We start from the raw sequence: 26,070 nt of genomic DNA on the forward strand, positions 1-26,070 counted from the left end.
AAATCTATCCTAAATTCATCCTTTTAATCAAATGATGAACAATAATCAACCTAAAAATGTAGGACTTTTGGTGTTTGTGGCTGCACTGGGATATTTTGTAGATATCTACGATTTAATCATTTTCTCTATCGTGCGGATAAAATCTTTTCAGGATATCGGCGTACCCGATGAGTTAATGCGCTCTAAAGGCGAGTATGTGCTGAATATGCAAATGGGGGGGCTGTTAATCGGCGGTGTATTCTGGGGTGTGATTGGTGATAAATTCGGTAGACTTCGAGTTTTATTTGGATCTATATTGTTATACTCTTTAGCTAATATTTATAATGGATTTGTGCAGGATGTGACCTCATATGGTATTATTCGGTTTGTAGCGGGAATCGGTTTGGCGGGAGAGCTAGGGGCAGGTATTACGCTAGTTAGCGAAAGTATGGACAGACGGAATAGAGGATATGGTACCATGATTGTGGCCGGTGTCGGTGTGTTAGGTGCGATATTAGCCTATTATATTTCAGAGTGGTATAGCTGGCGGACTGCTTACTTTGTAGGTGGAGGTATGGGGGTGATGCTACTTCTGTTAAGAGTGGGAACTTTTGAATCGAATCTTTTCAAACAAGCGAGTAGTCACGCGGTTGTAAAAGGAAGTTTAGGTATGTTATTTTCGAATAAAGAACGTTTCTTACGCTACATCTGTTGTTTATGCATTGGATTACCGATATGGTTTGTCGTGGGCGTATTGGTTACTCAAGCACCTGAAATTGGAAGGGCTTTGGGGGCGGAGACTGTTCTTAGCGCCGGTAAAGGAGTACTATTTACCTATCTGGGGATTTCACTTGGTGATTTTTTTGCAGGTCTATTGGCGCAGTGGCTTAAATCGAGAAAGAAAGTCGTATTTGTTTGTCAAGTGCTAATTATTCTTTCTTCGTTGTGGTACCTGAATAGTACGGGTATTACAGACGGGAAATTTATGTGGTTGGCTTTCCTTATGGGACTAGGGGTGGGGTATTGGGCAACTTTTGTAACGATTTCCGCGGAACAGTTTGGGACTAACCTACGCGCTACAGTTGCGACAACTGCACCCAATTTTGTGCGGGGAGCATTGATCCCTTCAACAATGTTATATGGTTACTTCGTGAGTCTATGGGGAATTATTGCGGCGGCTACAGTAATGATTTTGATGCTTTCTGCCATTGCAATATTTGCGTTAACACAGCTGAAAGAGAGCTTTGATAAAGATTTAAATTATATAGAAGAGTAAAAATCTACCGTTAACGGTTAGGGCATTTACTGCAACGTTTTCCTTTTTTGTATTTTTTACAGCACTTTTTTAAAATGCAACAGGAGAAATCACCAAAGGGGTTTAGTCCTTTTGATGATTCGGTAATACCCACCGTAAGAACAGTAGATTCTAAATCGTGCAACAAATTCATGCTACAAAGTTAATTATTTAGAATTGATTTAAATTATAATAATTGTAACTTTTCTCTTAGGTGGTCAGAAATTATATTTATCGCTTGATGGATTAGAATAGGGTCATCGGTATTATTTATTAATACGTTGTCACAAATTCCCTTATAGGGAAGTAAATATTGATTATAGGAAGGGACAACATGTTCTATCCATTTGTACATTACATCATCTTTGTCATACCCTCTTTCAATAAGATCCCTTTTTAAGCGACGTTTTAAGGCAACAGATTCTTCGGCATCTATAAAGATGCGATAATCCAGTAGCTCATTAATCTCAGTATAATGGAAAATAAATAGTCCCTCAACGATTAAAATCGGTGCGGGTTTGATTTCCAGTGTGTTAGGTTTGATGTTCGGATTGTTAAAGGTATATTCTTCTTTGAAGATAGTTTTGCCATCAAAGAGATCTTTTATGTCCTGGAAGAATGCTTCCCGATCTATGGATGTGGGCAAGTCAAAGTTGTATAAGCGGTTTTCCTCTCTAGTTTTTGTATTAGCTGGTATATAATAATCATCTTGGGAAATTAAGGTGATCTCTTCTGCCCTAAAATGATTCAAAAAGTTCTTTAAAAAGAATGTTTTGCCGGATCCACTACTACCGGCAATACCAATTACATAAGGTTTGTTCATGAATTATCCGAATTTTATTCTAACGGGATACCGTATGTAATTTCTATTTGAAATTTTCTATCTAATGCGCCAATAAAAGATGCTGCCGATTTGGATAATACAACAATGGCATCCTGGGTATCTGCATTGTCTGCAAATTTACCCACCACCTTTGCAAAGGTAACATTTCGCGTCATCGGATTCGTGATTTTTAGAACTGTACCTATCGGCGCGGTCTTATGTAATGCAAGATTACTCTGCCCATCTGACTCTAAATTTTCCATCCACACACCGATTCCTTTTTCCTGCTTCTCGCGAATACCATATTTGTTAGGTTTGAAATCGGAATCGTCAATTGGCTGATGCTGCTCTATAATAATAGGAACTTCTATCGGTTTTTCAACAATAGGCTCAGGTAGATCCCCGTTAGGTATTTTTAACATTTGTCCTTCACGCAGACTATCAGAAGTAAGATTATTAATTCTTTTGATATCATTAACATTCGTGCCAAATCGTCTTGCAATAGCATATAATGTTTCGCTTTTACCTACTTTGTATTCAGTCAAGATATCTCGTGGATCGGTTGATGCTGGGTTGGAGTCATCCTTGTTAGCTGAGGGCACCGCCACGCCCGCGGCAGAGGTTACAGAAGTAGCTCGGCCTCGGGGTATTTTTACCGTATCTCCTACGCGAAGGTTCTTTTTGTTATTCGCATCCATGATATCCTTTACTATTACGTTATACTGCCGTCCTAACTGATAGTAGGTGTCCTTAGGATTAAGTTTATGAATAACATAACGATGCCCGTTAATTATTTCGGTACTAACGGAATCAGGAGATGAAGAATGGATATCCGGAAGCTCTTCCGCTTGAATTTGCCCGAAGCTAACCGTACTAAATAAGAGTAAAAATGTTATTTTATGAAACGTTTTAAGTGTTTTGTTTTTTTTCATTCAAATAAATTATTTTTGAGCGCAAGAATTCAAGGATATAAATTGAGTACGTTACGCTCTTGTTTTTTAATGTTGTTTGTATGTTAGCGGCATCAATGAATTCAGTTTGCTTCGCAGTTGCTTCGGCGGTTGCTAAATTTCAAACGGTACTGAAGCCTTTATGACTGTTTATCTATTTCTTTTTTTTATTTCCTTTACGAGTGGCAATTCATGCAGGCTTCATTTTTTGCAATTATACTAAATACGCTACAATTTTTTGTTTAGTATTTGATAAAAAGAAAATATATTCTTCGACTTGAAAGTAGGGCTGAGGGATTAGTCTTGTTAGATTATTTAAAATTATTTTTGTATCAAAAATTTCTGTACGAGAAGAAATACATAAATTAAGATTGTAAGATTCATTCGCTTTTGTATGATATGCCCATATAAAGTTGTTTTTGAGGGGTTGTAGCCAAATCGTGTCCACAACCGGAAGATTTTCAATAAACTGCGGTAATTTCCCGGTATAAGGAGGAGGGTAGTGTACATGGATTAAGGGGTAGTTTAGTGGGGTATTGATGCGATTCTGGATTTCACCGGTATGTATATTGATGTAAAAATTTAAACCAGACGGAATGGACCGATGTGTAGCTTTTATATAACCCTGAAACACATCGTGTAATATATATTCCATGCCTGTATAGATAATGCTTTTTGAGGGAACATGAATGATTTTGATGCCTTCTTTAATGGGGGTATTGCTCCCAAATTGTTTTAATATTAGATAATCACCCTGTACGGCTTCTAGCGTCCATTCTTTTTCTTGTTCTTCATATGAACGTAGTAAATCCCGACCCGAAAAATCAAAAACGGCAAACGTAGGTAACGTGTTCTCTGGGTTCCGATATTCTATGGCTAAGCATTTTTTAGTGCAATCTATCTCGATTTTCCATATTGGATAAGGAAAATATTTTTCGAATGCTTTATTAATCGTATATTTAGTCATTATTGTAAAGACAAACTATGCTAAACAAATTTACGAAAACCTTTCTGTTGATTCTTCTTTTTATTGGTTTAAGTATAAATGCTTCCTTTGCACAGAAGATTTACAAAACGGATTTAAAAGAAGATGTGGGTCCTAATTCTTGGCGGGTTATCAAAAATTCGTATAAACAGGCAAGGCTGGAGAAAGCGGATTATTTTTTGATCGAGATGAATACTTTTGGCGGAGCGGTTAATTTTGCCGATTCCATCCGTACGTTATTGCTAAACGCAAATATGAAAACGATCGTATTCGTAAATAATAATGCTGCGTCTGCCGGCACTTTGATATCGCTGGCATCGGATTATATCTATATGCATAACGGAGCTTCTTTAGGTGCCGCTAGCGTGGTAAATCAGCAGGGGGAAATCATGCCGGAAAAGTACCAATCTTACATGAGGGGATTGATGCGGGCCACAGCCGAGGCTAAGGGGCGGGACTCCAAAATGGCAGAAGCTTTTGTCGATCCGAATGTTTCTTTACCGAAATGGAAGGAGGATGGTCAGGTTTTGACGTTCACCGCTTTAGAAGCCGTAAAAGCTAACCTAGCCAAGGCACAGGTAAAAGATATGAACGAAATTTTTACAGATTTATCCATTTCCTTACCGCAGGTGACTACCCACGAATTAACATTTGTAGATCGGATTATTGGATTTTTAATTAATCCGATGATTAGCGGTTTGCTCATTATGGGGATAATAGGAGGGATTTATTTCGAATTGCAAACCCCGGGAATTGGTTTTGCGTTGGTATTGGCACTTCTTTGTGCGACCCTGTTTTTTGCACCGCTGTATTTACAGGGATTAGCGGATCATTGGGAAATAGCGTTATTTGTGATCGGTGTATTGCTGCTGGTGCTAGAAATATTTGTCATACCTGGATTTGGAATAGCCGGTGTACTCGGTATTGTATTTGTGTTATGTGGATTGGCCTTTTCAATGTTGGCCAATGATTTTTTGGATTTTAAAATTTCTAAACCTGGATTATTAGTGAACTCATTTTTGATTGTTGTAAGTGCGATGATATTTTCAGTTGCACTATTGGTTATTTTCGGTAAAAATATCATGCGTTCGTCTGTGTTCAAGCGTTTGGTATTGGAGGACGAACAAACTGCAGAGTCGGGATACACCTCATCTGTGCCCAAAGTAAATCTGCTTAATAAGCACGGTCTCGCTAAAACTGTATTGCGCCCATCCGGTAAAATCGAAATTGATGGCGTATGGTATGACGCTGTTGCCCTAGATGGTTTTATTGACGTTGGAGAACAGATTTATGTTGAAAAACATGAAAATTACAATTTGTTTGTAAGGAAGCTTGAAGATAAACCACTAGTTTAACAAAGAAGCGGCTTTATTATTTTTAAGCCGCTTCTTTGTTTTGAAAATTTAAGATTCCAGATCCATTATTTCTTCAGCAAGTTGCTCCCACTTTTTTTGGAGCTGATCATATTCTGCTTTAGTAGAATTATATTTTCGTGTGTTTTCCTGCAATTTTAAAGCATCTGAATAGATTTCTTCCTTTGCTAGTAATAGTTCCAAATCCTTTACTTCTTGATTCCTCGAACTGATTTCGTTTTCTAGTGCAGCAAGCTCTTTATTTTTCTTTTGCAGAAGCTTCGTATTATCTTCAGAAGGAACAATTTTTTGTTTCTTAGGTTCTTCTTTTACTACTTTTTTTTCTGTCTTATTGGAAGGTTTGATATCACGTTTCGCATTCCATTCTTCGTATTCTTGGTAGGTACCTGGATATTCTTTGATTTCTTTATCTTCAATAAACCAAATTTTGTTAGCTACATTATCTAGGAAATAACGATCGTGGGATACGACAATCAACGTACCTTCATATTGTTGTAATGCCTGAATCAGGATATTTACAGATTGCATATCTAAGTGATTGGTAGGCTCGTCGAGTGCCAGGAAATTAGCATCTGCAGTTAAGGCCTTTGCTAGTGCTACCCGCGATTTTTCTCCCCCTGAAAGTACTTTTATCTTTTTAAAAGCATCGTCACCTGAAAACAGAAAACAGCCTAAGATCGAACGAAGTTCTGTCTCGGTATTTTTGGGAGCAAAGGCCTGCAATTCTCCGATAATGGTGTTTTCTAAGTGAAGTGCCTCCAATTGATGCTGTGCAAAGAATGTTTGAGATACATTATGACCATGCTCTGATTTTCCTTCATATTCTGAATCAGCATTCGCTACTATTCGCAATAGAGTGGATTTACCTTTGCCATTTGCGCCGATTAAAGCAATTTTATCACCTTTTTCAATTATTCCCCCCGTATTCCTTAGAATTTCTAAATTAGGGTATGACTTTGATATATTTTCTAGTGTAACCACGTGTCTTCCAGAAGGTTTTGAAAACTTAAAACTGAAATTTACGGTAGGATTATCGTCATCTACGTCCTCTACTCGCTCCATTTTATCTAACGCTTTGATACGCGACTGCGCCATCTTTGCTTTAGAAGCTTTTGCGCGGAAACGTTCAATCAGGCGCTCTTCTTGTTTGATCTTAGCTTGTTGATTTTTGAATTGATTAGATTGAATTTCACCCCTTAGTGCTTTTTCTTCTAGATAAAAGCTATAATTTCCTGCATAGAGTGTTAATTTCCCTTTGCGTGATTCTACGGTTTTCTTAATAATACGGTCTAAGAAATACCTATCATGTGAAACAATAACAATCGCACCCTCAAAAGCTTGGAGATAATTTTCTAACCATTTGATGGACGGTAGATCCATGTGATTGGTAGGTTCATCTAGCAGAAGTATGTCAGGGGTTTGGAGTAATATTCTGGCTAACATGACCCGCATTCGCCAACCTCCAGAAAATGTAGCTAGAGGTCTTTTTTGATCTTCGTCCGAAAAGCCTAGACCCGCCAAAATCTCGTGTGCACGGAATTCGATGCTATAACCATCAAGCGCTTCAAATTCCATTTGCTTATCGCTTAGCTTGTTTAGAATGTCATCTGAATAGTCTGTCTCTAGTTTTTTAAGGAGATTTTCAATTTCGGAATGTAACTGATTTTGACGCTCAAATGCCTCCATCGCTACATGCAAAATGTTCTTATCAGAATGGTAAGACAATAAATCTTGGTTTAGATACCCGATTTTTAGATCTTTAGCCATAGATATAGTGCCCGATGTAGGAGTATATTGACCGACTATCAGCCTTAATAAGGTTGATTTGCCGGTGCCATTAGCACCTATTAGTCCTACCTTGTCTCCCGGTTTAATATGCCAGTTTGCCTCATCATATAATGCCCGAGACCCAATTTCAAATGTTAAGTTATTTATTGATATCATTTCGGATGCAAAAGTAATGAAATTTCTTCTTCTTTGGCTACCTTTGCACATATGTATAAATTAGTTAAACCTTTATTCTTCACGATGAACCCCGAAAAGGCGCATCACATGGTTACTGGAGGATTAAAAACGTTTTCAAAAATTTGGGGTTCCAAAGCTTTATTGAAAAACATATATGCAGTAGAAGATCCGAGACTGGAGAGAGAGGTTTTTGGCCTGAAGTTTAAAAATCCAGTTGGGCTGGCTGCAGGTTTTGATAAAAACGCTGAGTACATTGAAGATATGGCTAAGTTTGGTTTTGGTTTTATCGAAATAGGCACGGTAACGCCCAAGCCTCAGCCGGGAAATGATAAGCCTCGAATGTTTCGTTTGGTGACAGATAAAGCGTTGATCAATAGAATGGGATTTAACAATCAAGGCGCTGATGTTGCAGCTGGTAGATTGAAATATTTGAAAAATAAGGACGGCGTACTTATAGGTGGTAATATTGGTAAGAATAAGGCTACACCTAATGAAGACGCAATAAACGACTATATTTATTGTTTTCACGCGTTGTATGATGTTGTAGATTATTTTGTAGTGAATGTGAGTTCTCCGAATACTCCGGGCTTACGGGATTTGCAGGAAAAAGAACCGTTAAAACGTATTTTAAATACCTTGCAGGATTTAAATAATAGAAAAGAAAAGCCAAAACCAATTTTATTGAAAATAGCTCCCGATTTGACGGAGAGCCAATTGGATGATATCGTGGAGATTGTATTGGAAACAAAGATTGCGGGAGTAATAGCTACAAATACAACCATATCTCGTGATGGATTAAAAAGCGACCCAACCTTGGTAGCTGAAATGGGGGGGGTAAGCGGTAAACCTTTGACAAAGCGAGCTACGGAGGTGATCCGTTATCTTTCTACAAAATCCAACAAAGCCTTTCCTATTGTTGGTGTTGGTGGAATCCATTCTGCTGCGGATGCTATCGAAAAACTGAATGCAGGTGCTTCTTTAGTTCAGTTATATACTGGATTTATTTACGAAGGCCCAGGATTGATCGGAGATATCTGTAAACAATTGATAAAAAATTATTAATATCGAGGGCATCGCACATTGATGCCCTTGATATTAATTAGAGAAATGACGTCTATTTTTCGGATTCTAATTGTTTTCTGTAGGTATGTATATGTTTTTCAATATCTTCGGCTAGTTCGGGGTATTGAATGTCTTTGTAGTTTTTAAGCTCTTCCAAGACTGTTTTGGCGACTAAGTAACGACTGATGTCTTTGTTGTCAGCAGGGATTATATACCATGGAGCATTCGACTTTGATGTGTGCTGAATGGCTTCTTGATAGCTTTCCATATACTTTTCCCAAAGTTCACGTTCTTCTAGATCTCCAGGTGAAAATTTCCAATTGTGATCTTCTTTTTCTAATCTTCGTAATAATCTTTTTTTCTGTTCTCCCTTACTGAGGTGTAAATAAAACTTGAAAATTATCGTCCCATTTGCAGATATATGTTCTTCAAAATTGTTGATTTGCTGGTATCTCTTTTTCCAGAAATCTTTAGGTAGGTCTTTTGTTTTTTTTATTTCAGGTATATTTTCACTTAAAAGATATTGCGGGTGTACACGAGTCACTAATACATTTTCATAATGTGTACGGTTGAATACACCGAATTTTCCCTTTTCAGGTAATGCTATTATATGTCGCCATAGGTAGTCGTGCTGCAGTTCCTTATTGCTAGGTGTTTTAAAACTGCTCACCACTACTCCTCGTGCATTGAATTTTTCAAATACTTCCCTGATAAGTGAGTCTTTACCTGCCGTATCCATACCTTGAAGGCAGATTAGTACACCGTATCGATTATGCGCGTACATCACATCTTGTAACTGAGCAAGTTCTTTCCGTATACGTTTTAACTCTTTTTTTGCTTCTTCAGGTGCTATGGAATGACTGATATCTGTCGGATAGTTTTCCATTTTAAATTTACTATCCGCCGTTAGTTGTCTTTTTAATCCGCTCATAATGTTATAACTTGATGTTACAAGGTATTGTTTTTGTGTTAAATTTTGAAATTTATCTCTGGTGTCTATATGATTAAAATTAGTGATAACTTTGATTATTATTAATTTTGATGATATTACACATTATCACTATATTTGATAATAATATTAAATAAGAGATGAGAAAAATATACGCTATAGTGACCGGTGATCTGGTCAATTCGAGAAATCACAACGCCAAAGTGTGGCTGCCTGTATTGGAGAATTCACTGAAAGAATACGCCACTAATTTTGATATATTTAGAGGAGATAGTTTTCAAGCGGAAGTCGAATTAGAAAAAAGTTTCGAAATATTGTTTTATATTAAAGCTAAAATTAAGAGCATAAGTCAGCTTGATGTGCGGTTTGGATTAGGTTATGGTAGCATTGAGAATTTAGATAAACATATTAAAAATTCTACTGGAGAAGCATTTATAAATTCAGGAGAAGCATTTGATGAATTAAAAAAAGAATTGATAAATATGCAATCCCCTTGGCGGGAGTGGGATATTCCGGTCAATTTAATGTTGCAATTATCAACCGAATTAGCCAATAAGTGGACTGAAAATATGGCTGAAAGCGTAGCCGCAACATTCGAAAACCCGTTAGCAAATCAACAGCAATTAGCTAACATACTACATCGGAAATATCAAAGTCAGGTTAGCACCGAATTGAATAAAGCTAGCTTTATGAAAATCAAGAAAGTAATTGAATATTGTACTCATGAACTATTAAAGCAATGTTGACCGTATTTTTAAAATTATTACTTTGCCATATATTGGGAGACTTTGTTCTGCAACCAAAGTCGTGGGTGGCTCGGCGTAAAGATAGAATAGGATATTTGTTTTTACATGTAGCTATACATATGTCTTTGCTCGTTGTTTTTTTTAGTAACGATTTAGCAAATTGGTGGCGCAACATACTGTTTATTACCTTCGGGCATTTAGCAATAGATAGCTTGAAGATCTGGTGGGAGCGCATGTGGCCTTACAAGCCCGTACTTTTATTTATTGGTGATCAAATTTTGCATATCACGTTATTAATTGCAGTTATTTTACGCGTATATGGTGTTCCAGATCAATGGATACAACTGCTTTTCACGGACAAATCGCTTCTCTATCTAATCGCTTTTCTTTTAGTGACGGCGGTAAGCCCTATTTTCCTACGCGTCTTTTTTAGCAAATGGAATAAGGAAAGCGATTTTTATACGAAGCGAAAAGATACCTTAATGGACGCAGGGATGTTGATAGGCATCATGGAGAGATTAATCATCGTATTGTTTATTCAGGTCGGTTTTCTTTCCGGAATTGGTTTTTTGCTGGCCGCGAAATCCATCTTTCGTTTTGGAGATTTGACCAATGCAAAGGATACTAAATTTACAGAATATATATTAGTAGGTACACTTGCGAGTTTCGTGATAGCAATAACTATCGGTTACGGCTTAAGAATTTGTTTACAATTTGTTTAAATGTCATCAATGAAAAATAAAATAACGTTAATTTCTTTGCTCATTCTTTTGGGGCATTTATCTATCGCTCAGGATCTAGTAAATGACGGGGTAAAGCTTATTGCAAAAAAATACAAAGCTGTAGGCGTAGCATATGCCGTTGTGAAAAAGGGTGAAATTATTAAAACAGGTGCTATCGGCTATAAAAATTTAGAGACCAACGAACCTTTGGATTCGGAAAATTTATTTCGGATCGCATCCATCTCAAAATCATTTACAGCGACTGCGTTAATGCAGCTTGTGGAAAAAGGAAGAATTTCGCTAGACGACGATTTTGGAGATTTAATTGGTTTTCCTGTTCGTAATCCCGCATTTGCCGATAAAGTGATTACGCTGAGGATGATACTTTCGCATACATCGAGTATTAATGACGCGAACGGGTATTTTAACTTAGATGTTATCAATCCGAGTAAGAGTTTGGACTGGAAAAAAAGCTATAATAACTATAGTCCAGGTACACAGTACCAATATTGCAATCTGAATTTTAATATGGCGGGAGCGGTATTAGAACGCCTAACGGGTAAACGCTTTGATCAATATATTAAACAACAAATTTTAAATCCACTAAATCTTGACGCAGGATATTGTGTAGATTCGTTAGACACGGATAAATTTGCCCAGATATATGAATACGATAGTGAGTTAGACCACTTTGCGATACGGTCTGCTGCTTACAATCCGCGTTCTGAGGAAATTAGCAATTACGAATTGGGGTATTCTACACCAGTATTTTCACCTACCGGAGGTATGAAAATATCCGTAACAGATCTTGCAAAGTACATGATTATGCACCTTAATTATGGTAAATACGCTGGTAAACGTATACTACAAAGAAAGAGTGCAAAAACCATGCAAACCAAGGTGGCTAATAAGGAAGGGTATGGACTTGCATTATGCGAAGTGAATAATTTTATAAGAGATAAAAAACTAATAGGACATACAGGGTCGGCTTATGGACTTTACAGTTCGATGTTTTTCAGCCCAGAGGAGAAGTTCGGAATTGTTGTAATTACAAATGGTGCGGTTTTGAAATACGATAACGGGCAGGTCGCAATAACCAAAGAAGTGTCTAATTTTCTGTATAACTCCTTAATTGAAAATCCGCAAGAGCTACCGCTTAAAAAAGGAGGTAAATAATCAGCTCATGCAAGTTTTTTCACCCATCAAAATAAAAAATATCCGGATGTAAATAAAGGTTGACACCGATGTTTGAAAATATTGGCTTATTTTTTGTAAATTACATACAGTTAAACCAGCTTAAATATCATTTGTATGAAATATCCAAGAGTACGTATGAAAAGAATTGCTGTTTGTGTCGTTACGACATTAATGACAACATATGTTCAGGCTCAGGGTCTGAATTTAAATGATGTTAGAAGAGATTTTAACAAGGGGGTGAAAAACGAAGATTTGTGCGAAAAATATCATAAAACACTGGAAAAGGAAGCTGATACCCCCGTGGAAAAAGGATACGAAGCTGCATTTCATATGTTTATGGCTAAACATACTTCTAATCCTATCAAGAAAATGAGCTATTTTAATGGGGGTAAAAAGTTGTTGGAGAAACAGATTACAAATAATCCCAATAATGTAGAACTTCGTTTTATTCGATTGTGCATTCAATATTATGTTCCAGGTTATTTGGGATACAATTCAAATGTTAAAGAAGATAAAATTTTTGTTATGAACAATCTATATAAGATGCCGGATGAAAATACCAAAGACCTCATATATAACTACCTGAAGGGAGCGAAGATGTACAGTGACGACGAGTTAGCACTTTTGGGAAGATAGATTTAATTTTTATTTTTCTCTTTTTCATTGAAGTCCGCTACTTCTATAATTCGTGGTATACTGCTCTTGGGAGCCATGTGTTTAAGGCGTTTAAGTTTCTTGCGGTGTTTTATTGCTCGGAAGGTCCTATTGTTTTTATACAAGTTCCAATTCATCAATAGTACCGAAAATAACACAATCACCAATCCTGCAATCTGCAATGCTGTTACGTTATGGTTCGTGAAGAAGTGAACGAGTATCAGCGCTACGATCGGGTTCACATAAGCATATGTACTTACTTCAGTAGCCGGTCTTACTTGCAGCAACCATATGTATGAGCTGAATGCTAATATGGATCCCATCAACGCAAGATAAGCCATAAACCCCCAACTTTCCAATGGAACTTCATCGGCATTAAATGAGGAGTACTCGCCGTTAATAAGGGCAACCATTGTAAACGCAACGCCTGCGGTCACCATTTGCCACGCCGTCTTTACCATCACATTTAAAGAGGGGTGTCTCTTTTTGGTAATGGGTTTGCTTTTTTGGTTATATTTTGAGAATAAGGATCCGATTGTCCAAGCAATTGTGCCACAGGTGAGAACAGCCATCGCGAGCAAATTTTGAGATTTCTCAGCTTGATCGCCCTGGATGAAAATCTGTTCTGCAAATAGCATTACAACGCCTCCGAAGCCGAATAACAACCCTAAGACGATGGGCAGGCTCGAGAAATTTTCTTTCCACTTTGGTCTGTCAAATATGATAAACCAAATTGCTGTAGCTGCCGAGAGTATGGCCACAATACCGGAGGAAATGTATTGTTCGGCCCAAATGATGGCAGCCATGTCTAAGAATAACAATAGAAAGCCGATAAATACCGCCTGTTTTATATCTGTCCAGTTGATAATCCGATATCCTTTCAATACACAATAACCCATTAACAATGCGCCGGCGATAATAAAGCGTATAGAGCCCAGTACGAAGGGAGGGAAAGAATGTAACGCCTTTTCTATAAAAAAGAACGTAGACCCCCAAACAATGTAAACGACTAGATAGGCAAAAACAATGTTGCCCGTAGATGGATTTTTTTCCTCCATTTTATTCTTTCGTTGGAATGACTAATTTTTGTTCTTCTTTGATGGTCTCCAATACGATGGTCGTACGTGTAGATAATATGCCTTCAATCTTTCCTAGCGTATTACGCATAAGATCTACTAAGCCCGAAGAGTCATTTGTTCGAACTTTTATTAAATATCCATCATCTCCAGCTATGTCATGTACTTCTTGTACTTCAGGCATTTCTGCTAAAAGGTAAGCCACGCCCTGTTCTCCGATGATATCCGACGTCTTGATAAAGATAAAGGATAGCAGATTTTGATCTAACGCATGTGGGTTTATCTTAGCATTATATTGAAGGATAATTTCTTTTTGTTCTAATTTTTTTACGCGTTCTAGTATTGCGGATGGAGCCATACCTAACTCTCTCGCAATATCCGCATTATTTGTGCGTGCATTATTTTGCATAATGCGTAAAATTTGATAATCAATGTGATCCAGATTGTATTCTAATTTTGCCATAGTTCTGCAAATTTAGTTATTTTTAGAATAATATTCAATTATTTTATTGAATAAATGGATATTATTCTTTTGGTTAACTATTTTAGGAAATTTGTCGTGCTAATCAAAGAATGTGTGATACCCTCAGGAAATGAGAAGGAGAGTTGCGTTTTTTTGCGTTTTCGATGCAACAATCGGTCATGAAATAGTATTTATTCCTTGTAATATACACAAAAAACAACTTACTTTAATTAGATTTGTCTATTAAAACCATAAAAAGTGTCGATACAATTATCTTTAGAGAATTTAGCTGAAACCTTATCAGGTGATTTATTTTTTGATGCCAACGATTCAAAACATCAAATGATGCGCTTAGCGTATGCTACAGATGCTTCAGTATATCAGGAATTACCTTTAGCAGTTTCTATCCCGCACCATAAAATGGATTTACAGACGCTGATAAAGTTCGCAGAACTGCATCAGCTCACATTAATTCCACGTACAGCTGGGACGTCCTTAGCTGGGCAGGTTGTGGGCTCAGGAATTATCGTTGACGTTTCTAAGTTTTTTAATAAAATACTAGAGGTCAACATCGAAGATAAATGGATAAGGGTCGAGCCTGGAGTGATACGCGATGATTTGAATGCCTTTTTAAAAACTCACGGATTAATGTTTGGTCCCGAAACTTCGACTGCTAGTAGAGCAATGGTAGGCGGGATGATCGGAAATAATTCCTCTGGCTTACATTCTATAGTCTGGGGGGATACACGTCAAAATTTGGTGTCGGCAAATGTACTTCTTAATGACGGTACTGAAGTCGTTTTTGAAGCGCTCGATGAGATAAATTATTTTAATAAATTAACATTAAAATCAAGAGAAGGAGATATTTACCGTCGTTTAAATGAAATATTAACGGATAAAGAAAATATAGAAACAATAAAGTCGGGATATCCAAAAAAAACATTGACACGTCGGAATACCGGATATGCGTTAGATTTTTTTGTAGATACATCTCAACCATTTAATCTCTGCCATTTATTAGCTGGATCTGAAGGAACCATCGGCATTGTCACTGAAGCAAAATTAAATCTTATACCGTTACCACCAAGTGAAATAGGACTTCTTTGTGTACATTTTGCCGATATGGTAGAATGTATGCACGGGAATATAATCGCCTTGCAACACCAGCCAGAGGCTTCCGAACTGGTGGACAAATATATATTGGATTTTACGGTAGGGCATCCAACTTACCAATATAACCGTTTTTTCATACAAGGGGATCCGCAGGCGTTATTAATTATAGAATTTAGAGGGAACACGTTACACGAAATAGAGCAGAAGGCGACTGCGCTTAAGGAGGACTTGATGAAGAGCGGATTAGGTTATGCTTATTCCTGGGTTACGGGCACACGTGATACAAATTTGGTGTGGGATGTACGAAAAGCAGGATTGGGCTTAATCCGTAATCTTCCCGGTGATAATCAACCGGTCAATTTAATAGAAGATTGTGCGGTGTCACCTGAAGATCTACCTCGGTATGTGGCGGATGTGCAGCTTCTTTTAAAAAAGGAGGGGGTGCGTGCTTCTTATTATGCACATGCCGGAGCAGGGGAATTACATATTGAACCTTTTATCAATTTAAAGACACCCGAAGGAAAACGGATGTTTCGTTCAATTTTAGAACAGACCACAGATTTGGTGCTAAAATATAATGGATCATTAAGTGGTGAACACGGAGATGGTCGTCTTAGAGGTGAATTCATCAGTAAAGTGCTTGGAGATAAGGTGTATGATTTATTAAAAGAAGTAAAAAATATTTTTGATCCAAGCGGAATTTTCAATGCGAATAAAATCGTAAATACTCCTCCCATGGATACTTCTTTGCGTTATGATACTGTAACAGATGGCAGTGCCATAAAAACATATTTTGACTTTACGAAAGACGAAAGCATTCTGCGTTTAGCGGAAAAATGTTCTGGTTCGGGGGATTGTCGTAAATCTGAAATTTCAGGAGGAACAATGTGTCCGTCTTTTATGGCTACACGCGACGAAAAAGATACCACCCGAGCTCGAGCAAATATGCTGCGCCAGTTTTTAACCAATTCGACCAAAGCGAATCGCTTTGATCATGAAGAAATAAAAGAAGTAATGGATTTATGCCTTAGTTGTAAAGGATGTAAAACTGAATGCCCTTCGAGTGTGGACGTAGCAAAAATGAAAGCCGAATTTCTTCAACATTATTATGATGCGAATGGTGCTCCATTTCGGTCCAAGTTGATTGCTAACTTTACGAAGAGCCAGCAGTTAGGGTCTTACGTAGCACCATTATATAACTTTTTTTCACAAAGCGACTTCTTTTCGGGTATCATTAAACGAATTGTCGGGTTTGCACCACAACGATCCTTACCTAAAGTTCATTTTACGACGTTGAAAGATTGGGTAAAAAAACAAGCGCCGATTCTAAAACAGCGTCAGGTATATCTTTTCTGCGATGAATTTACGAATTACAACGATACAGAGATTGGAAAAATTGCTTACAAACTGTTAACAGCCTTGGGGTACCAGGTGCTTGTTCCTCCGCATAAAGAAAGTGGAAGAACGTATCTTTCGAAGGGATTTGTTAAAGAAGCGAAAAAATTGGCCGAAAAGAACGTAGAATTGTTGCAGAACCTCGTTACGGAAGATACACCTCTCTTGGGTATTGAACCCTCCGCAATATTAACTTTCCGCGACGAATATTTAACATTGGTAGGTGAAGATCAACGTCAAGCTGCAGAAAAAATTGCTAAAAATGCATTGATGATCGACGAATTTTTGGTGTCTGAAATGCAAAAGGGATTTATCCACGCGGAACAGTTTACCGCTGAGTCACGTACTATAAAACTTCATGGACATTGTTATCAGAAGGCTTTTCACCTGGTAGGTTATACGGAAAAGCTACTTTCACTACCGATCAATTATAAGGTCGATATTATTCCCTCGGGATGCTGTGGAATGGCCGGTTCATTCGGTTACGAAAAAGAACATTATGAAGTATCCATGAAAGTAGCCGAGCTGGTATTATTACCGGCTGTACGTGAATCAGCTGAGGAGGTATTAATAGCCGCTCCGGGGACATCCTGCCGGCACCAGATCAAAGATGGTGTGAAAAAACAATCTTATCATCCCGTCGAAATATTATATAATGCTTTGTTAAAATAAAAACAATCTTTACATTTAACTGTTTTACAATAAAATTGAAAGATTATGAAAACGATATATTCTATTGTCGGGTTAAGTTTGGTAACGCTAATGTTGGTGAGTTGTAATAATAATTCATCTACTGGCAAGCAAGAGAAGTCTGAACGTACATTGGAAGTATTTACAAACGATGTTAATGCAGCCAAACAGCAGTTTTTCTTAAGATTGGTAGACGAGCAGCAAACAGATTCATCTGTGATTTATAATGCAAAATCGGTTTTTGAGGATGATACAGTCGGTTTAAAGGTTGAAATTTTGAAAGATATCCAAGCCGGTGTAACTTCTGATGGTAAAATTGATGAGAGCAACGGATTCGTAAAAGGATCCATTAAATTATCGTCAATAGGAGTTTACTCTGATAATTTAGTTAAAGCTTTGGGTACCATTTTTAAGTTACCTTCTACCGGGAAAATGACTAACCAGACGATTGATCCGCTAGTTTTTTCGTCAAATAGAGAGTCTGTGGATCTAGCAAAGCAAAGTACATATAGTTTTAAGTTGTTTTTGGATAACTCGGTTGGTACCGAGGCGGAGTTATTTGCAGTGTTAGATACCTACCGTAAGTCGTTTGAGATGTCCGAAAAAGATTCTACATTCAGAACACATATCATTTCAGCATTTGAAGGACAATAGATTAAATTCTACTAATTTATCTAACAGGGTTAGTACTTTTTGTACTAACCCTTATTTTTGTCAGATTCACGGATGATAAAATTTAGCACAAAACTTTTCTTGTTTTCCCTCTGCTTTGCTATGCACTATTGTGTTGTAGGACAGGAGCGTAACTATGAAAGAAAAGCACTGGGGAAAGTTTCAGATTCAAAATTGGGGGAGATTTCTGGAATAATTCCTTCTGTTAACCATCCCGGTCATTTTTGGGTACATAACGATAGCGGAGATGAGGCTATTGTTTATTTAGTAGATACGTTGTGCCATTTAAGATGTCAGTTTAGTCTTGAAAATATTAAAGCTGTAGACATTGAAGATATTGCATGGCTAACGATCGATGATAAGCCGTATATACTGTTGGCTGATATTGGAAATAACAAAAGAGACAGAGAGGTGCTGTCATTTTATCTCTTCGAAGAACCGAATTTTTCAGAAGGTCAAGTCGCTGCTACGGTTGCGAGTTCCGCTATCAGGGAAATAAAAATTAGGTATGCTGATAAAAGAAGAGATGCAGAAGCTGTATTTGTCGATCCTGCGGATAATCAAGTTTATATAATATCTAAGCGCGATCTACATGTAAATGTATTTAATTTTAGAATTCCCCTGTCTACAGATCTTTTAACACTAGATGTGAAGTTGACATTGCCCTTTACATTCGTTACCGCGGCTGATATATCACGCGATGGTCATCAAGTATTAATCAAGACATTGACCCACATTTATCAATGGGATAGAGATTCGAATAGTAGTATTATTGAGGCATTAAAGGTTTCTCCCGTTGTTATTCCTTATCAAGTAGAGCCTCAAGGAGAGGCGATCGCGTTCGACCCGAATAATGCCGATTTTTATACAATAAGTGAACGTCCTTTAGGATTGGATTCTTACCTTTATAGGTACAAAATGAAATGAAAATGAAACCATCACGATTTGTATAATCATGATAGCTTCATCACCTTTAAAAAATAATTTATATACGGATGAAAAATGTTACGTTATTAATTTTATTTATTGCTGGTCTGAGTACGAATGTATTTTCAGCCAAAGTAGATACCGTGGAAGTGCATTCTGCCGCTATGCGTAAAAATATTAAAACCGTAATCATCCGGCCTGAGGTAAATAGCGGCCCAGCTCCAACACTTTATCTATTACACGGATATTCGGGAAACTACTCGAATTGGGTGAATAATGCCCCCTATATAAAAAAATTAGTTGATTTTTACGGCTATAATGTAGTGTGTCCGGATGGCGGTTTCAACAGTTGGTATTGGGACATTGACGGAGATAACAATTATCAATATGAAACGTTTATAAGCAAAGAACTTGTCGAATTTGTGGAAAAAAATTATTCAGTGCGTGCCGGCCGGGAGGCGCGTGCAATTACCGGATTAAGTATGGGGGGCCACGGTGCATTGTACTTAGCAATTCGTCACCAAGATGTTTTTGGCGCGGCGGGAAGTACAGCAGGTGGTATTGATATTAGACCATTTCCTAATAATTGGGATATGGCGGATAGGCTGGGTACTTATGCTAATAATAGAGAAGCTTGGGATAAACACACCGTAATTGAGCTGATCCATCTTATTCAGCCGGGGAATTTACAGCTTATAATTGATTGCGGTACGGGCGACTTTTTTTATGATGTTAATGTGAAATTTCACGAGCAACTTACCTATATGAATATCCCGCACACTTTTATATCAATGCCCGGGAAGCATAATTTTGATTATTGGGCAAAATCCATTCAAGTACAAATGGCATATTTTGATGATTTTTTTCGCAGTTAGTTATTTTTAACACTCTAGTACAAATTTGATATTCATGCCTTATTTCCTTATCATACTCGCTAGTTTATTCTCTTCCGTTTCATTAATTGCACAAGACAAAACAACCATTAGTGGTTATGTCAGGGATGCTGCTTCGGGCGAGGTATTAATAGGCGCCGTCGTTCAAATAAAAGATACGCAAAACGCGACAAGCACGAATAGCTATGGTTATTATGCCTTGCAGATCTCAGATCCTAATACCGAATTAATCGTCTCTTTTGTAGGGTATCAATTTTTGGAGCAAACCATTAACGCATCTGAGAATAAGCGTTATAATTTTGAACTCATTTCGTCGGATAATCAGCTAGAAGAAGTTGTCGTTTCCGTGAAAAAGCAAAATGATAATGTCACAAAAGCGCAGATGGGCGCATTTAATTTCACGATGGAAGAAGTGAAGAATATTCCCGTCGTATTTGGTGAAAGAGATATCTTAAAGACTATTCAACTCCTTCCGGGAATTGGAAAGGGTGGAGAAGGTTCTTCCAATTTTTATGTTAGAGGGGGTGGAGCCGATCAAAATTTAATCTTATTGGATGAAGCGACTGTATATAATGCTGCGCATCTATTGGGTTTCTTTTCGACATTTAATTCGGACGCGATTAAAGATGTAGAATTATATAAAGGGGGCATCCCAGCACAATACGGCGGGCGTATATCATCTGTGATGGACATAAATATGGTCGACGGTAATAATAAAAAATTTGCCGCCGAGGGAGGTTTAGGACTTATTGCCTCTCGGTTGAAACTGGAAGGTCCTATTGTAAGAGACAAAGGATCATTCATGGTTAGCGGGAGACGCACCTATGCCGACCTCTTTCTGAAGCTATCCAACGATGAGACGGTAAACCAGAGTAAACTCTACTTTTACGATCTAAATGCAAAAGTAAATTACAGGTTTAATGATAAAAATACGCTGTACGCTTCAGGGTATTTTGGGAAAGATGATTTAGGATATGGAGACTTGTTTAGCTTTGACTGGGGAAATGCCACTGCCACAGTGCGCTGGAATCATATTTTTAATGAAAAATTATTCAGCAATACCTCGTTGATCTACAGTGATTTTACGTACAATGTAAATGTATCGAATGATGAAAGTGACTTTACCATCGCTTCCAAAATTGAAAACTTTAACCTAAAGGAAGATCTATCGTATTACGCAGACAATAAAAACACCCTTCGTTTTGGTTTAAATTTATTGCGTCAGAAAATTTCACCCGCTAGCCTAAGTGCTAGGGGGGAGTCTGCTGTGAATTCGATAGATATTGAAAGTAGAAGTGGCGTAGAAGCTGCGGCTTATATTTCTCACGAATGGAAACCGTCAAGCTGGCTTTCTATGATATACGGATTGCGTGCGACCGACTTCATGGTGCAGGGGCCGGGTACGTTTTACAATTATGATGAGGAGGGTGACCCAGTGGGAGAACAGTCGTTTGACGGAGGCGTTATAAAACATTATTTTAATCTAGAACCGCGATTATCACTATCAGCTATTCTCAGCCAGGAACATAGTGTTAAAGCATCTTATAATAGAATCGTACAAAACCTGCACCAATTAACCAATACAACTTCCTCTTTGCCCACCGACCAATATGTAGTGAGCAGTATTAACATTAAACCGCAATATGCCGATCAGGCCGCATTAGGCTACTTCCGAAATTTCAATAATAACGCTTACGAGTTTTCTATGGAAGCTTACTATAAATATATGGGCAATCAGATTGATTTTCGAAATGGTGCGGATTTGCAGGCCAATATATATCTGGAAGGCGAATTACTTTACGGTATTGGCCGGTCATATGGGTTAGAATGGTATTTACGTAAATCAAAAGGTAAACTGAACGGTTGGATAAGTTACACGTTAGCAAAAAGCGAAAGGCAATTCGAACAGATCAATGATGGAGAGTGGTTTAATGCGAGACAAGATCGCACACATGATATTTCCATAGTGGGTATGTACGAACTTTCTAAAAAATGGTCTTTGGGCGCTACATTCTTGTACTATACCGGAAATGCAATCACTTTTCCTAGCGGAAAATATCAAGTGGACGGGCGTACATTGTTTTATTATACCGAGCGTAATGGATACCGCATGCCTGATTACCATCGATTAGATTTATCGGCTACCTACGAGCCGCGAAAAGAAAATAAACGTTTTCATTCGAGTTGGTCGTTTGGACTATATAATGCCTACAATCGAAGGAATGCCTACATCATAGATTTTAGAGAAAATGAACAAAATGCGAATGTTACCGAGGCTTACAAAGTTGCCCTTTTTGGTATAATCCCGTCGGTAACTTGGAATTTTAAATTTTAGGAAATGAGAAGATATATTTATTTGTTTATAAACGTGTGTATTGCATCAATAACCTTTTCGTGTGAAGAAATTATTGAGGTAAACTTAAATGAGGGCGATCCTAAGTATGTTATAGAAGCCGATTTAACGTCTTTATCTTCCGATCAGGTTATCCGAGTGACGCAAACGGTACCTTTCAATGCAGATGTTCCGAGCAAGCCTATTGAAAATGCCCGAGTTGATGTTTCAAATTCAAAAGGGGAGGTTTTTAATTTTGCGCATCAGGGCCAAGGATATTACGTTGTTGAAAACTTAAAACCCCGAGAGAATGTCGTCTATAATCTATCCGTTAATATTGATAACGAACTGTTTGAAGCTACGTCTAAATTAGAAGATTTCGTGCCAATCGATTCTATGGGCGTGATTGAAGAACGTGTTTTTAACGAATCCTATTATTTTGTATTATTTAAATTTAATGATCCTGTAGATACCCCCAATTACTATCGGTACTCCACCTCTGTAAACGGAAGTCCTTTTAAATTTTCTTCGGCGTTTAGCGATAAATTTAATGACGGATTATATGTTACGCACCAAATAGCCAACAGTGATAATTCGCTGGCAATGGGAGATTCTGTAGTCGTAAGAAGACAATGCGTAAGCAAAGATGTATACAATTACTGGAATGAGATTCAGTTCGCTAACCCCGGTAATGCGGCACCCTCAAATCCAAAATCAAATATTTCCAATGGTGCCTTTGGCTATTTTAGTGTCACCGCGGCCAAGGAGTACGGGATACGTATTGAAGTGTTATAAGGTTTTAAACGTATAACCTTGCTTTAAAAAGTGTTCAATGGCCTTAGGAAGGGCATATTGCACACGGGATATTGCTTTAATATTATCGTGAAAAACGATTATAGAACCATTCTGAGTGTATTTCAATACGTTTTTCAGACAGTTTTGAGGTGACAGACCCACATCAAAATCCCCACTAAGTACATCCCAGTAGATCATCTCAAATTGGTTTTTTAGTAAAGCTATCTGCGATTTTTTCGCTCTTGCGTAAGGAGGTCGAAATAAATAAGATTTCGTCAAGCGGTGGCACTTCATAACATTCATGATATAGGCCTCATCGCTATGGTTCCAACCTTTCAAATGGTTATACGTGTGATTTCCCACCTGGTGCCCATTTTTAACTATTCTTTCAAAAATTTCAGGATTCTTTTCAATATTCTCGCCCACGCAGAAAAACGTAGCCTTTACATTAAAATCACGTAAGGTGTCTAGTATCCAAGGGGTGATCTCTGGAATGGGACCGTCGTCGAATGTCAAATATAAATTTTTCTCATTCCTTGATCTATTCCATGTGACATTAGGATAGTACCATCTTAGAAAAATAGGAGCATTGACAAAATACATGTTGTAATATTAGAAATAAAATTGCAAATTTAAGTAAAGAATTGAAATTTAAGCGCGTGCTTATAGCCCTAACTAATTACTTAAAATGTACTTATGAAGGAATTTTTTCGGTATTTTGGCCTCACCCAAGCGGAACAACGTGGCTTTTTTGTTTTCATGATATCAATTGTGATTATTGTATTCTTTCCATTTACGTATAGTGTTATTCGGAAGAATGATATTCCCGAATCCTCAATCGCATACTTTCAGGATGAAAATAAAGAAAATAAGGAAGTGAGGGATACGCCTGTTGAAGAGGTTTATTCTGCTCCATTATCTACCCGGACATCGGACGAACAAATTACATATTTTGATTTCGATCCGAATGCACTTTCGATAGAAGAGTGGCAAAAGTTAGGCTTTTCCGACAAGCAAATCTCAGTTATCAAAAATTATGAATCCAAAGGAGGACGATTTTATGTGAAGGAGGATTTGGCAAAGATATACTCGATATCTGATCGCGATTATAGACGTATAGAACCGTATATTAAAATTCAGAAAAAAGAGAGAAATAAATTTGAATATGTTGCTACAAATCGTGCAAAATCGGATAGTTTAATCTCTGCCGCCCCTTTAAGGATCGAAATAAACCAAGCGGATACCAGTGAGCTCAAAAAGTTGAAAGGGATAGGACCGGTCTTATCTGCTCGCATCGTAAAATACCGAAACGCTTTAGGAGGATTTTGTTGCATCGCACAAATTGGAGAAGTATATGGTATCACGACCGAGCTTTATGAAGAGATGGTAGATAAAATATTTCTCGAATCCCCTGCGCTACAAAAGCTAAATGTCAATCAAACAACAAAAAGCGATTTAGTAAGACACCCGTATATTTCAAACAAGGAAGCTGATCTGATTGTTAGCTATCGAGAACAGCACGGGGATTATCAAGGGGTTGATGATTTAAAAGAAATACCTGTTTTAAATGAAAATTTTTTCCGTAAAATTGAGCCATATTTACAATTCTAAAATATAATATGCTAGAAAAAGAACTTAAAGATGTCATCCGCGATATCCCGGATTTCCCTCAACCAGGTATAGTTTTTAAAGATATCACACCAATTTTGAAAGATCAAAGGCTGTGCAAGGAGATCGTGTTTGAATTCGCAAGACGTCTGGAAGGTATTAAAATAGACGTAATAGCAGGAATTGAAAGCAGGGGTTTTTTATTTGGGATGATGTTGGCTAACCATTTGGACATACCATTTGTACCCATACGTAAACAAGGAAAACTCCCTTATAAGACCATCTCAGAATCGTATAAATTGGAATACGGTCAGGCTACGATTGAAATTCATGAAGATGCATTTGAGAAAGGACAAAATATTCTGATCCACGACGACCTGTTAGCTACCGGGGGCACAGTTGTGGCTGCATCGAAACTTATTGAAAAGTTGGACGGGAAGATCGTAGGATACTCTTTTGTGATCAGTTTGGATTTTTTGCAAAGTCACGGCCGCTTGACGCGTTTCAGTGATCGTATTATTTCACTGGTTCATTATTCGTAAAGGGAATTAGATTAAAATTTTTTCCGTTATAATAGACAAATTTATTTAAGTTTAACAACAAATAAAAACATAAAACAAAGTATATGGAATGGTTATTGGATCCTCAGGTGTGGATTTCTTTTTTGACACTTACGGTTTTAGAAATCGTATTAGGTATAGATAATATTGTATTTATATCGATTCAAAGTGCTAAATTACCCTTAGAACAGCAGAAGAAAGCGCGTCAATTAGGTTTAATTCTAGCGCTTGTAATGCGCGTTGGATTGTTGTTCTCCATCAAGTGGGTAATGGGGCTTACTGCACCATTGGTTAATTTTGCGGAACTTTTTAGTATTACCAATGAAAAGATTGTCCCATATTTAGTGTTATCGGGTAGAGATTTGATTTTGTTTATCGGTGGTTTATTTTTAATTTACAAATCCACGACCGAAATTCATCATAAAGTGGAAGGTCACGTAGAGATAGCAAACAGTAAAAGTAAGCCAATCACGTTCACCAATGTTATCATCCAGATTCTGATTCTTGATATTGTGTTCTCCTTAGACTCTGTAATAACAGCGGTAGGTATGGTCGATCAAATAGGTGTAATGATTGCTGCTGTTATTGTCGCAGTAATAGTTATGTTAATCTCTGCAGAGTCTATTAGTAGGTTTGTAAATGATTATCCATCGGTCAAAATGTTAGCATTAGCTTTCCTATTGTTAATCGGGGTATCATTAACTGCAGAAGCATTCGATCAGCATATTCCTAAAGGATACATTTATTTTGCAATGGCATTTTCCGTGTTAGTAGAGTACTTAAATATTAGATCGGAGAAAAAAGCTTTAAAGAAGCTTGAAAAGCAAGATTAATAAAAAAGATCGGT

The 26,070-nt window shown here is 37.5% G+C and carries 24 protein-coding genes; 16 read left to right on the forward strand and 8 right to left on the reverse strand.

The window, feature by feature from the left end:
- The first annotated feature begins 31 nt into the window (after positions 1-31).
- Positions 32-1,255 (forward strand): MFS transporter, encoded by a 1,224-nt coding sequence (locus C4F40_RS17835; protein ID WP_390881656.1) that lies wholly within the window; start codon positions 32-34, stop codon positions 1,253-1,255.
- A 205-nt stretch (positions 1,256-1,460) separates the two neighbouring features.
- Here the strand turns inward: C4F40_RS17835 and C4F40_RS17840 are convergent, their stop codons facing one another.
- The 3 genes from C4F40_RS17840 to C4F40_RS17850 all read right to left on the reverse strand — a co-directional run bounded on the left by C4F40_RS17840 (position 1,461) and on the right by C4F40_RS17850 (position 4,013).
- A complete protein-coding gene (locus C4F40_RS17840) occupies positions 1,461-2,096 on the reverse strand; it encodes a uridine kinase family protein (RefSeq protein WP_196940769.1) in 636 nt (211 codons plus the stop codon).
- 14 nt (positions 2,097-2,110) lie between these two features.
- Positions 2,111-3,028 carry a DPBB and LysM peptidoglycan-binding domain-containing protein gene (locus C4F40_RS17845; protein WP_196940770.1) on the reverse strand — a complete coding sequence of 306 codons (918 nt, stop codon included), beginning with the start codon at positions 3,026-3,028 and terminating at the stop codon, positions 2,111-2,113.
- 232 nt (positions 3,029-3,260) lie between these two features.
- Positions 3,261-4,013 carry a hypothetical protein gene (locus C4F40_RS17850; RefSeq protein ID WP_196940771.1) on the reverse strand — a complete coding sequence of 251 codons (753 nt, stop codon included), beginning with the start codon at positions 4,011-4,013 and terminating at the stop codon, positions 3,261-3,263.
- Between the two features lie 17 nt (positions 4,014-4,030).
- Here C4F40_RS17850 and C4F40_RS17855 point away from each other — a divergent pair, with 17 nt between their 5' ends.
- On the forward strand, positions 4,031-5,386 hold the full coding sequence (locus tag C4F40_RS17855; protein ID WP_196940772.1) for an NfeD family protein: 1,356 nt from the start codon (positions 4,031-4,033) through the stop codon (positions 5,384-5,386).
- A gap of 48 nt (positions 5,387-5,434) precedes the next feature.
- On the opposite strand, the gene C4F40_RS17860 is transcribed toward C4F40_RS17855, so the two are convergent.
- Complete coding sequence (locus tag C4F40_RS17860) at positions 5,435-7,348, reverse strand: ABC-F family ATP-binding cassette domain-containing protein (RefSeq protein WP_196940773.1); 1,914 nt, start codon at positions 7,346-7,348, stop codon at positions 5,435-5,437.
- A gap of 51 nt (positions 7,349-7,399) precedes the next feature.
- On the opposite strand from C4F40_RS17860, the gene C4F40_RS17865 reads away from it, so the two are divergent.
- On the forward strand, positions 7,400-8,431 hold the full coding sequence (locus C4F40_RS17865) for a quinone-dependent dihydroorotate dehydrogenase (protein ID WP_196940774.1): 1,032 nt from the start codon (positions 7,400-7,402) through the stop codon (positions 8,429-8,431).
- A 52-nt stretch (positions 8,432-8,483) separates the two neighbouring features.
- On the opposite strand, the gene C4F40_RS17870 is transcribed toward C4F40_RS17865, so the two are convergent.
- Complete coding sequence (locus C4F40_RS17870; protein ID WP_196940775.1) at positions 8,484-9,362, reverse strand: PPK2 family polyphosphate kinase; 879 nt, start codon at positions 9,360-9,362, stop codon at positions 8,484-8,486.
- Between the two features lie 158 nt (positions 9,363-9,520).
- Here C4F40_RS17870 and C4F40_RS17875 point away from each other — a divergent pair, with 158 nt between their 5' ends.
- From C4F40_RS17875 to C4F40_RS17890, 4 genes are all read left to right on the forward strand, one after another.
- Positions 9,521-10,126, forward strand: a complete 606-nt coding sequence (locus C4F40_RS17875; protein ID WP_196940776.1) for a hypothetical protein — start codon at positions 9,521-9,523, stop codon at positions 10,124-10,126.
- Positions 10,120-10,848: a DUF3307 domain-containing protein gene (locus tag C4F40_RS17880; RefSeq protein WP_196940777.1), complete on the forward strand. Its 729-nt coding sequence runs from the start codon at positions 10,120-10,122 to the stop codon at positions 10,846-10,848. The genes C4F40_RS17875 and C4F40_RS17880 overlap by 7 nt, the downstream gene beginning before the upstream one ends.
- A 9-nt stretch (positions 10,849-10,857) precedes the next feature.
- Positions 10,858-12,024: a serine hydrolase domain-containing protein gene (locus C4F40_RS17885; protein WP_231390119.1), complete on the forward strand. Its 1,167-nt coding sequence runs from the start codon at positions 10,858-10,860 to the stop codon at positions 12,022-12,024.
- A gap of 135 nt (positions 12,025-12,159) precedes the next feature.
- Entirely contained in the window at positions 12,160-12,681 is a 522-nt protein-coding gene (locus C4F40_RS17890; RefSeq protein WP_231390120.1) for a hypothetical protein, read from the forward strand.
- Between the two features lie 2 nt (positions 12,682-12,683).
- Here the strand turns inward: C4F40_RS17890 and C4F40_RS17895 are convergent, their stop codons facing one another.
- Both C4F40_RS17895 and C4F40_RS17900 read right to left on the reverse strand, forming a co-directional pair.
- Positions 12,684-13,757, reverse strand: a complete 1,074-nt coding sequence (locus tag C4F40_RS17895; protein WP_196940779.1) for an EamA family transporter — start codon at positions 13,755-13,757, stop codon at positions 12,684-12,686.
- Between the two features lies 1 nt (position 13,758).
- Complete coding sequence (locus C4F40_RS17900; RefSeq protein ID WP_196940780.1) at positions 13,759-14,238, reverse strand: Lrp/AsnC family transcriptional regulator; 480 nt, start codon at positions 14,236-14,238, stop codon at positions 13,759-13,761.
- Between the two features lie 258 nt (positions 14,239-14,496).
- Here C4F40_RS17900 and C4F40_RS17905 point away from each other — a divergent pair, with 258 nt between their 5' ends.
- From C4F40_RS17905 to C4F40_RS17930, 6 genes are all read left to right on the forward strand, one after another.
- Entirely contained in the window at positions 14,497-17,418 is a 2,922-nt protein-coding gene (locus C4F40_RS17905) for an FAD-binding and (Fe-S)-binding domain-containing protein (RefSeq protein WP_313785823.1), read from the forward strand.
- Between the two features lie 45 nt (positions 17,419-17,463).
- Entirely contained in the window at positions 17,464-18,090 is a 627-nt protein-coding gene (locus C4F40_RS17910) for a hypothetical protein (protein ID WP_196940781.1), read from the forward strand.
- A 72-nt stretch (positions 18,091-18,162) separates the two neighbouring features.
- The gene (locus tag C4F40_RS17915; protein ID WP_196940782.1) at positions 18,163-19,035 is read left to right on the forward strand and encodes a hypothetical protein; all 873 of its coding nucleotides are present in this window, start codon (positions 18,163-18,165) and stop codon (positions 19,033-19,035) included.
- Positions 19,036-19,103: 68 nt separating this feature from the next.
- Positions 19,104-19,910: an alpha/beta hydrolase gene (locus C4F40_RS17920; protein ID WP_196940783.1), complete on the forward strand. Its 807-nt coding sequence runs from the start codon at positions 19,104-19,106 to the stop codon at positions 19,908-19,910.
- Positions 19,911-19,944: 34 nt separating this feature from the next.
- On the forward strand, positions 19,945-22,263 hold the full coding sequence (locus tag C4F40_RS17925; protein WP_196940784.1) for a TonB-dependent receptor: 2,319 nt from the start codon (positions 19,945-19,947) through the stop codon (positions 22,261-22,263).
- Between the two features lie 3 nt (positions 22,264-22,266).
- Positions 22,267-23,055, forward strand: a complete 789-nt coding sequence (locus C4F40_RS17930; RefSeq protein WP_196940785.1) for a DUF4249 domain-containing protein — start codon at positions 22,267-22,269, stop codon at positions 23,053-23,055.
- On the opposite strand, the gene C4F40_RS17935 is transcribed toward C4F40_RS17930, so the two are convergent.
- Complete coding sequence (locus tag C4F40_RS17935; RefSeq protein WP_196940786.1) at positions 23,050-23,658, reverse strand: polysaccharide deacetylase family protein; 609 nt, start codon at positions 23,656-23,658, stop codon at positions 23,050-23,052. The genes C4F40_RS17930 and C4F40_RS17935 overlap by 6 nt on opposite strands.
- Before the next feature lie 93 nt (positions 23,659-23,751).
- Between C4F40_RS17935 and C4F40_RS17940 the strand changes: the two genes are divergently transcribed.
- The 3 genes from C4F40_RS17940 (at position 23,752) to C4F40_RS17950 (ending at position 26,056) form a co-directional block, all read left to right on the forward strand.
- Entirely contained in the window at positions 23,752-24,666 is a 915-nt protein-coding gene (locus C4F40_RS17940) for a ComEA family DNA-binding protein (protein ID WP_196940787.1), read from the forward strand.
- Between the two features lie 8 nt (positions 24,667-24,674).
- Positions 24,675-25,205: an adenine phosphoribosyltransferase gene (locus C4F40_RS17945; RefSeq protein WP_196940788.1), complete on the forward strand. Its 531-nt coding sequence runs from the start codon at positions 24,675-24,677 to the stop codon at positions 25,203-25,205.
- 83 nt (positions 25,206-25,288) lie between these two features.
- A complete protein-coding gene (locus tag C4F40_RS17950) occupies positions 25,289-26,056 on the forward strand; it encodes a TerC family protein (protein ID WP_196940789.1) in 768 nt (255 codons plus the stop codon).
- Positions 26,057-26,070: the final 14 nt, after the last annotated feature.

This window comes from Sphingobacterium pedocola, assembly GCF_015209965.1.
Lineage (GTDB): Bacteria > Bacteroidota > Bacteroidia > Sphingobacteriales > Sphingobacteriaceae > Sphingobacterium > Sphingobacterium pedocola.

Excerpts from the sequence above, each read along its gene's own strand:
- C4F40_RS17885 (WP_231390119.1), top strand. The coding sequence starts at position 10,858 with ATGAAAAATAAAATAACGTTAATTTCTTTGCTCATTCTTTTGGGGCAT.
- C4F40_RS17845 (WP_196940770.1), bottom strand. The coding sequence starts at position 3,028 with ATGAAAAAAAACAAAACACTTAAAACGTTTCATAAAATAACATTTTTA.
- C4F40_RS17930 (WP_196940785.1), top strand. The coding sequence starts at position 22,267 with ATGAGAAGATATATTTATTTGTTTATAAACGTGTGTATTGCATCAATA.
- C4F40_RS17835 (WP_390881656.1), top strand. The coding sequence starts at position 32 with ATGATGAACAATAATCAACCTAAAAATGTAGGACTTTTGGTGTTTGTG.
- C4F40_RS17950 (WP_196940789.1), top strand. The coding sequence starts at position 25,289 with ATGGAATGGTTATTGGATCCTCAGGTGTGGATTTCTTTTTTGACACTT.
- C4F40_RS17850 (WP_196940771.1), bottom strand. The coding sequence starts at position 4,013 with ATGACTAAATATACGATTAATAAAGCATTCGAAAAATATTTTCCTTAT.
- C4F40_RS17840 (WP_196940769.1), bottom strand. The coding sequence starts at position 2,096 with ATGAACAAACCTTATGTAATTGGTATTGCCGGTAGTAGTGGATCCGGC.
- C4F40_RS17935 (WP_196940786.1), bottom strand. The coding sequence starts at position 23,658 with ATGTATTTTGTCAATGCTCCTATTTTTCTAAGATGGTACTATCCTAAT.
- C4F40_RS17925 (WP_196940784.1), top strand. The coding sequence starts at position 19,945 with ATGCCTTATTTCCTTATCATACTCGCTAGTTTATTCTCTTCCGTTTCA.
- C4F40_RS17855 (WP_196940772.1), top strand. The coding sequence starts at position 4,031 with ATGCTAAACAAATTTACGAAAACCTTTCTGTTGATTCTTCTTTTTATT.
- C4F40_RS17875 (WP_196940776.1), top strand. The coding sequence starts at position 9,521 with ATGAGAAAAATATACGCTATAGTGACCGGTGATCTGGTCAATTCGAGA.
- C4F40_RS17890 (WP_231390120.1), top strand. The coding sequence starts at position 12,160 with ATGAAATATCCAAGAGTACGTATGAAAAGAATTGCTGTTTGTGTCGTT.
- C4F40_RS17915 (WP_196940782.1), top strand. The coding sequence starts at position 18,163 with ATGATAAAATTTAGCACAAAACTTTTCTTGTTTTCCCTCTGCTTTGCT.
- C4F40_RS17860 (WP_196940773.1), bottom strand. The coding sequence starts at position 7,348 with ATGATATCAATAAATAACTTAACATTTGAAATTGGGTCTCGGGCATTA.
- C4F40_RS17945 (WP_196940788.1), top strand. The coding sequence starts at position 24,675 with ATGCTAGAAAAAGAACTTAAAGATGTCATCCGCGATATCCCGGATTTC.
- C4F40_RS17910 (WP_196940781.1), top strand. The coding sequence starts at position 17,464 with ATGAAAACGATATATTCTATTGTCGGGTTAAGTTTGGTAACGCTAATG.
- C4F40_RS17870 (WP_196940775.1), bottom strand. The coding sequence starts at position 9,362 with ATGAGCGGATTAAAAAGACAACTAACGGCGGATAGTAAATTTAAAATG.
- C4F40_RS17865 (WP_196940774.1), top strand. The coding sequence starts at position 7,400 with ATGTATAAATTAGTTAAACCTTTATTCTTCACGATGAACCCCGAAAAG.
- C4F40_RS17920 (WP_196940783.1), top strand. The coding sequence starts at position 19,104 with ATGAAAAATGTTACGTTATTAATTTTATTTATTGCTGGTCTGAGTACG.
- C4F40_RS17900 (WP_196940780.1), bottom strand. The coding sequence starts at position 14,238 with ATGGCAAAATTAGAATACAATCTGGATCACATTGATTATCAAATTTTA.
- C4F40_RS17940 (WP_196940787.1), top strand. The coding sequence starts at position 23,752 with ATGAAGGAATTTTTTCGGTATTTTGGCCTCACCCAAGCGGAACAACGT.
- C4F40_RS17895 (WP_196940779.1), bottom strand. The coding sequence starts at position 13,757 with ATGGAGGAAAAAAATCCATCTACGGGCAACATTGTTTTTGCCTATCTA.
- C4F40_RS17880 (WP_196940777.1), top strand. The coding sequence starts at position 10,120 with ATGTTGACCGTATTTTTAAAATTATTACTTTGCCATATATTGGGAGAC.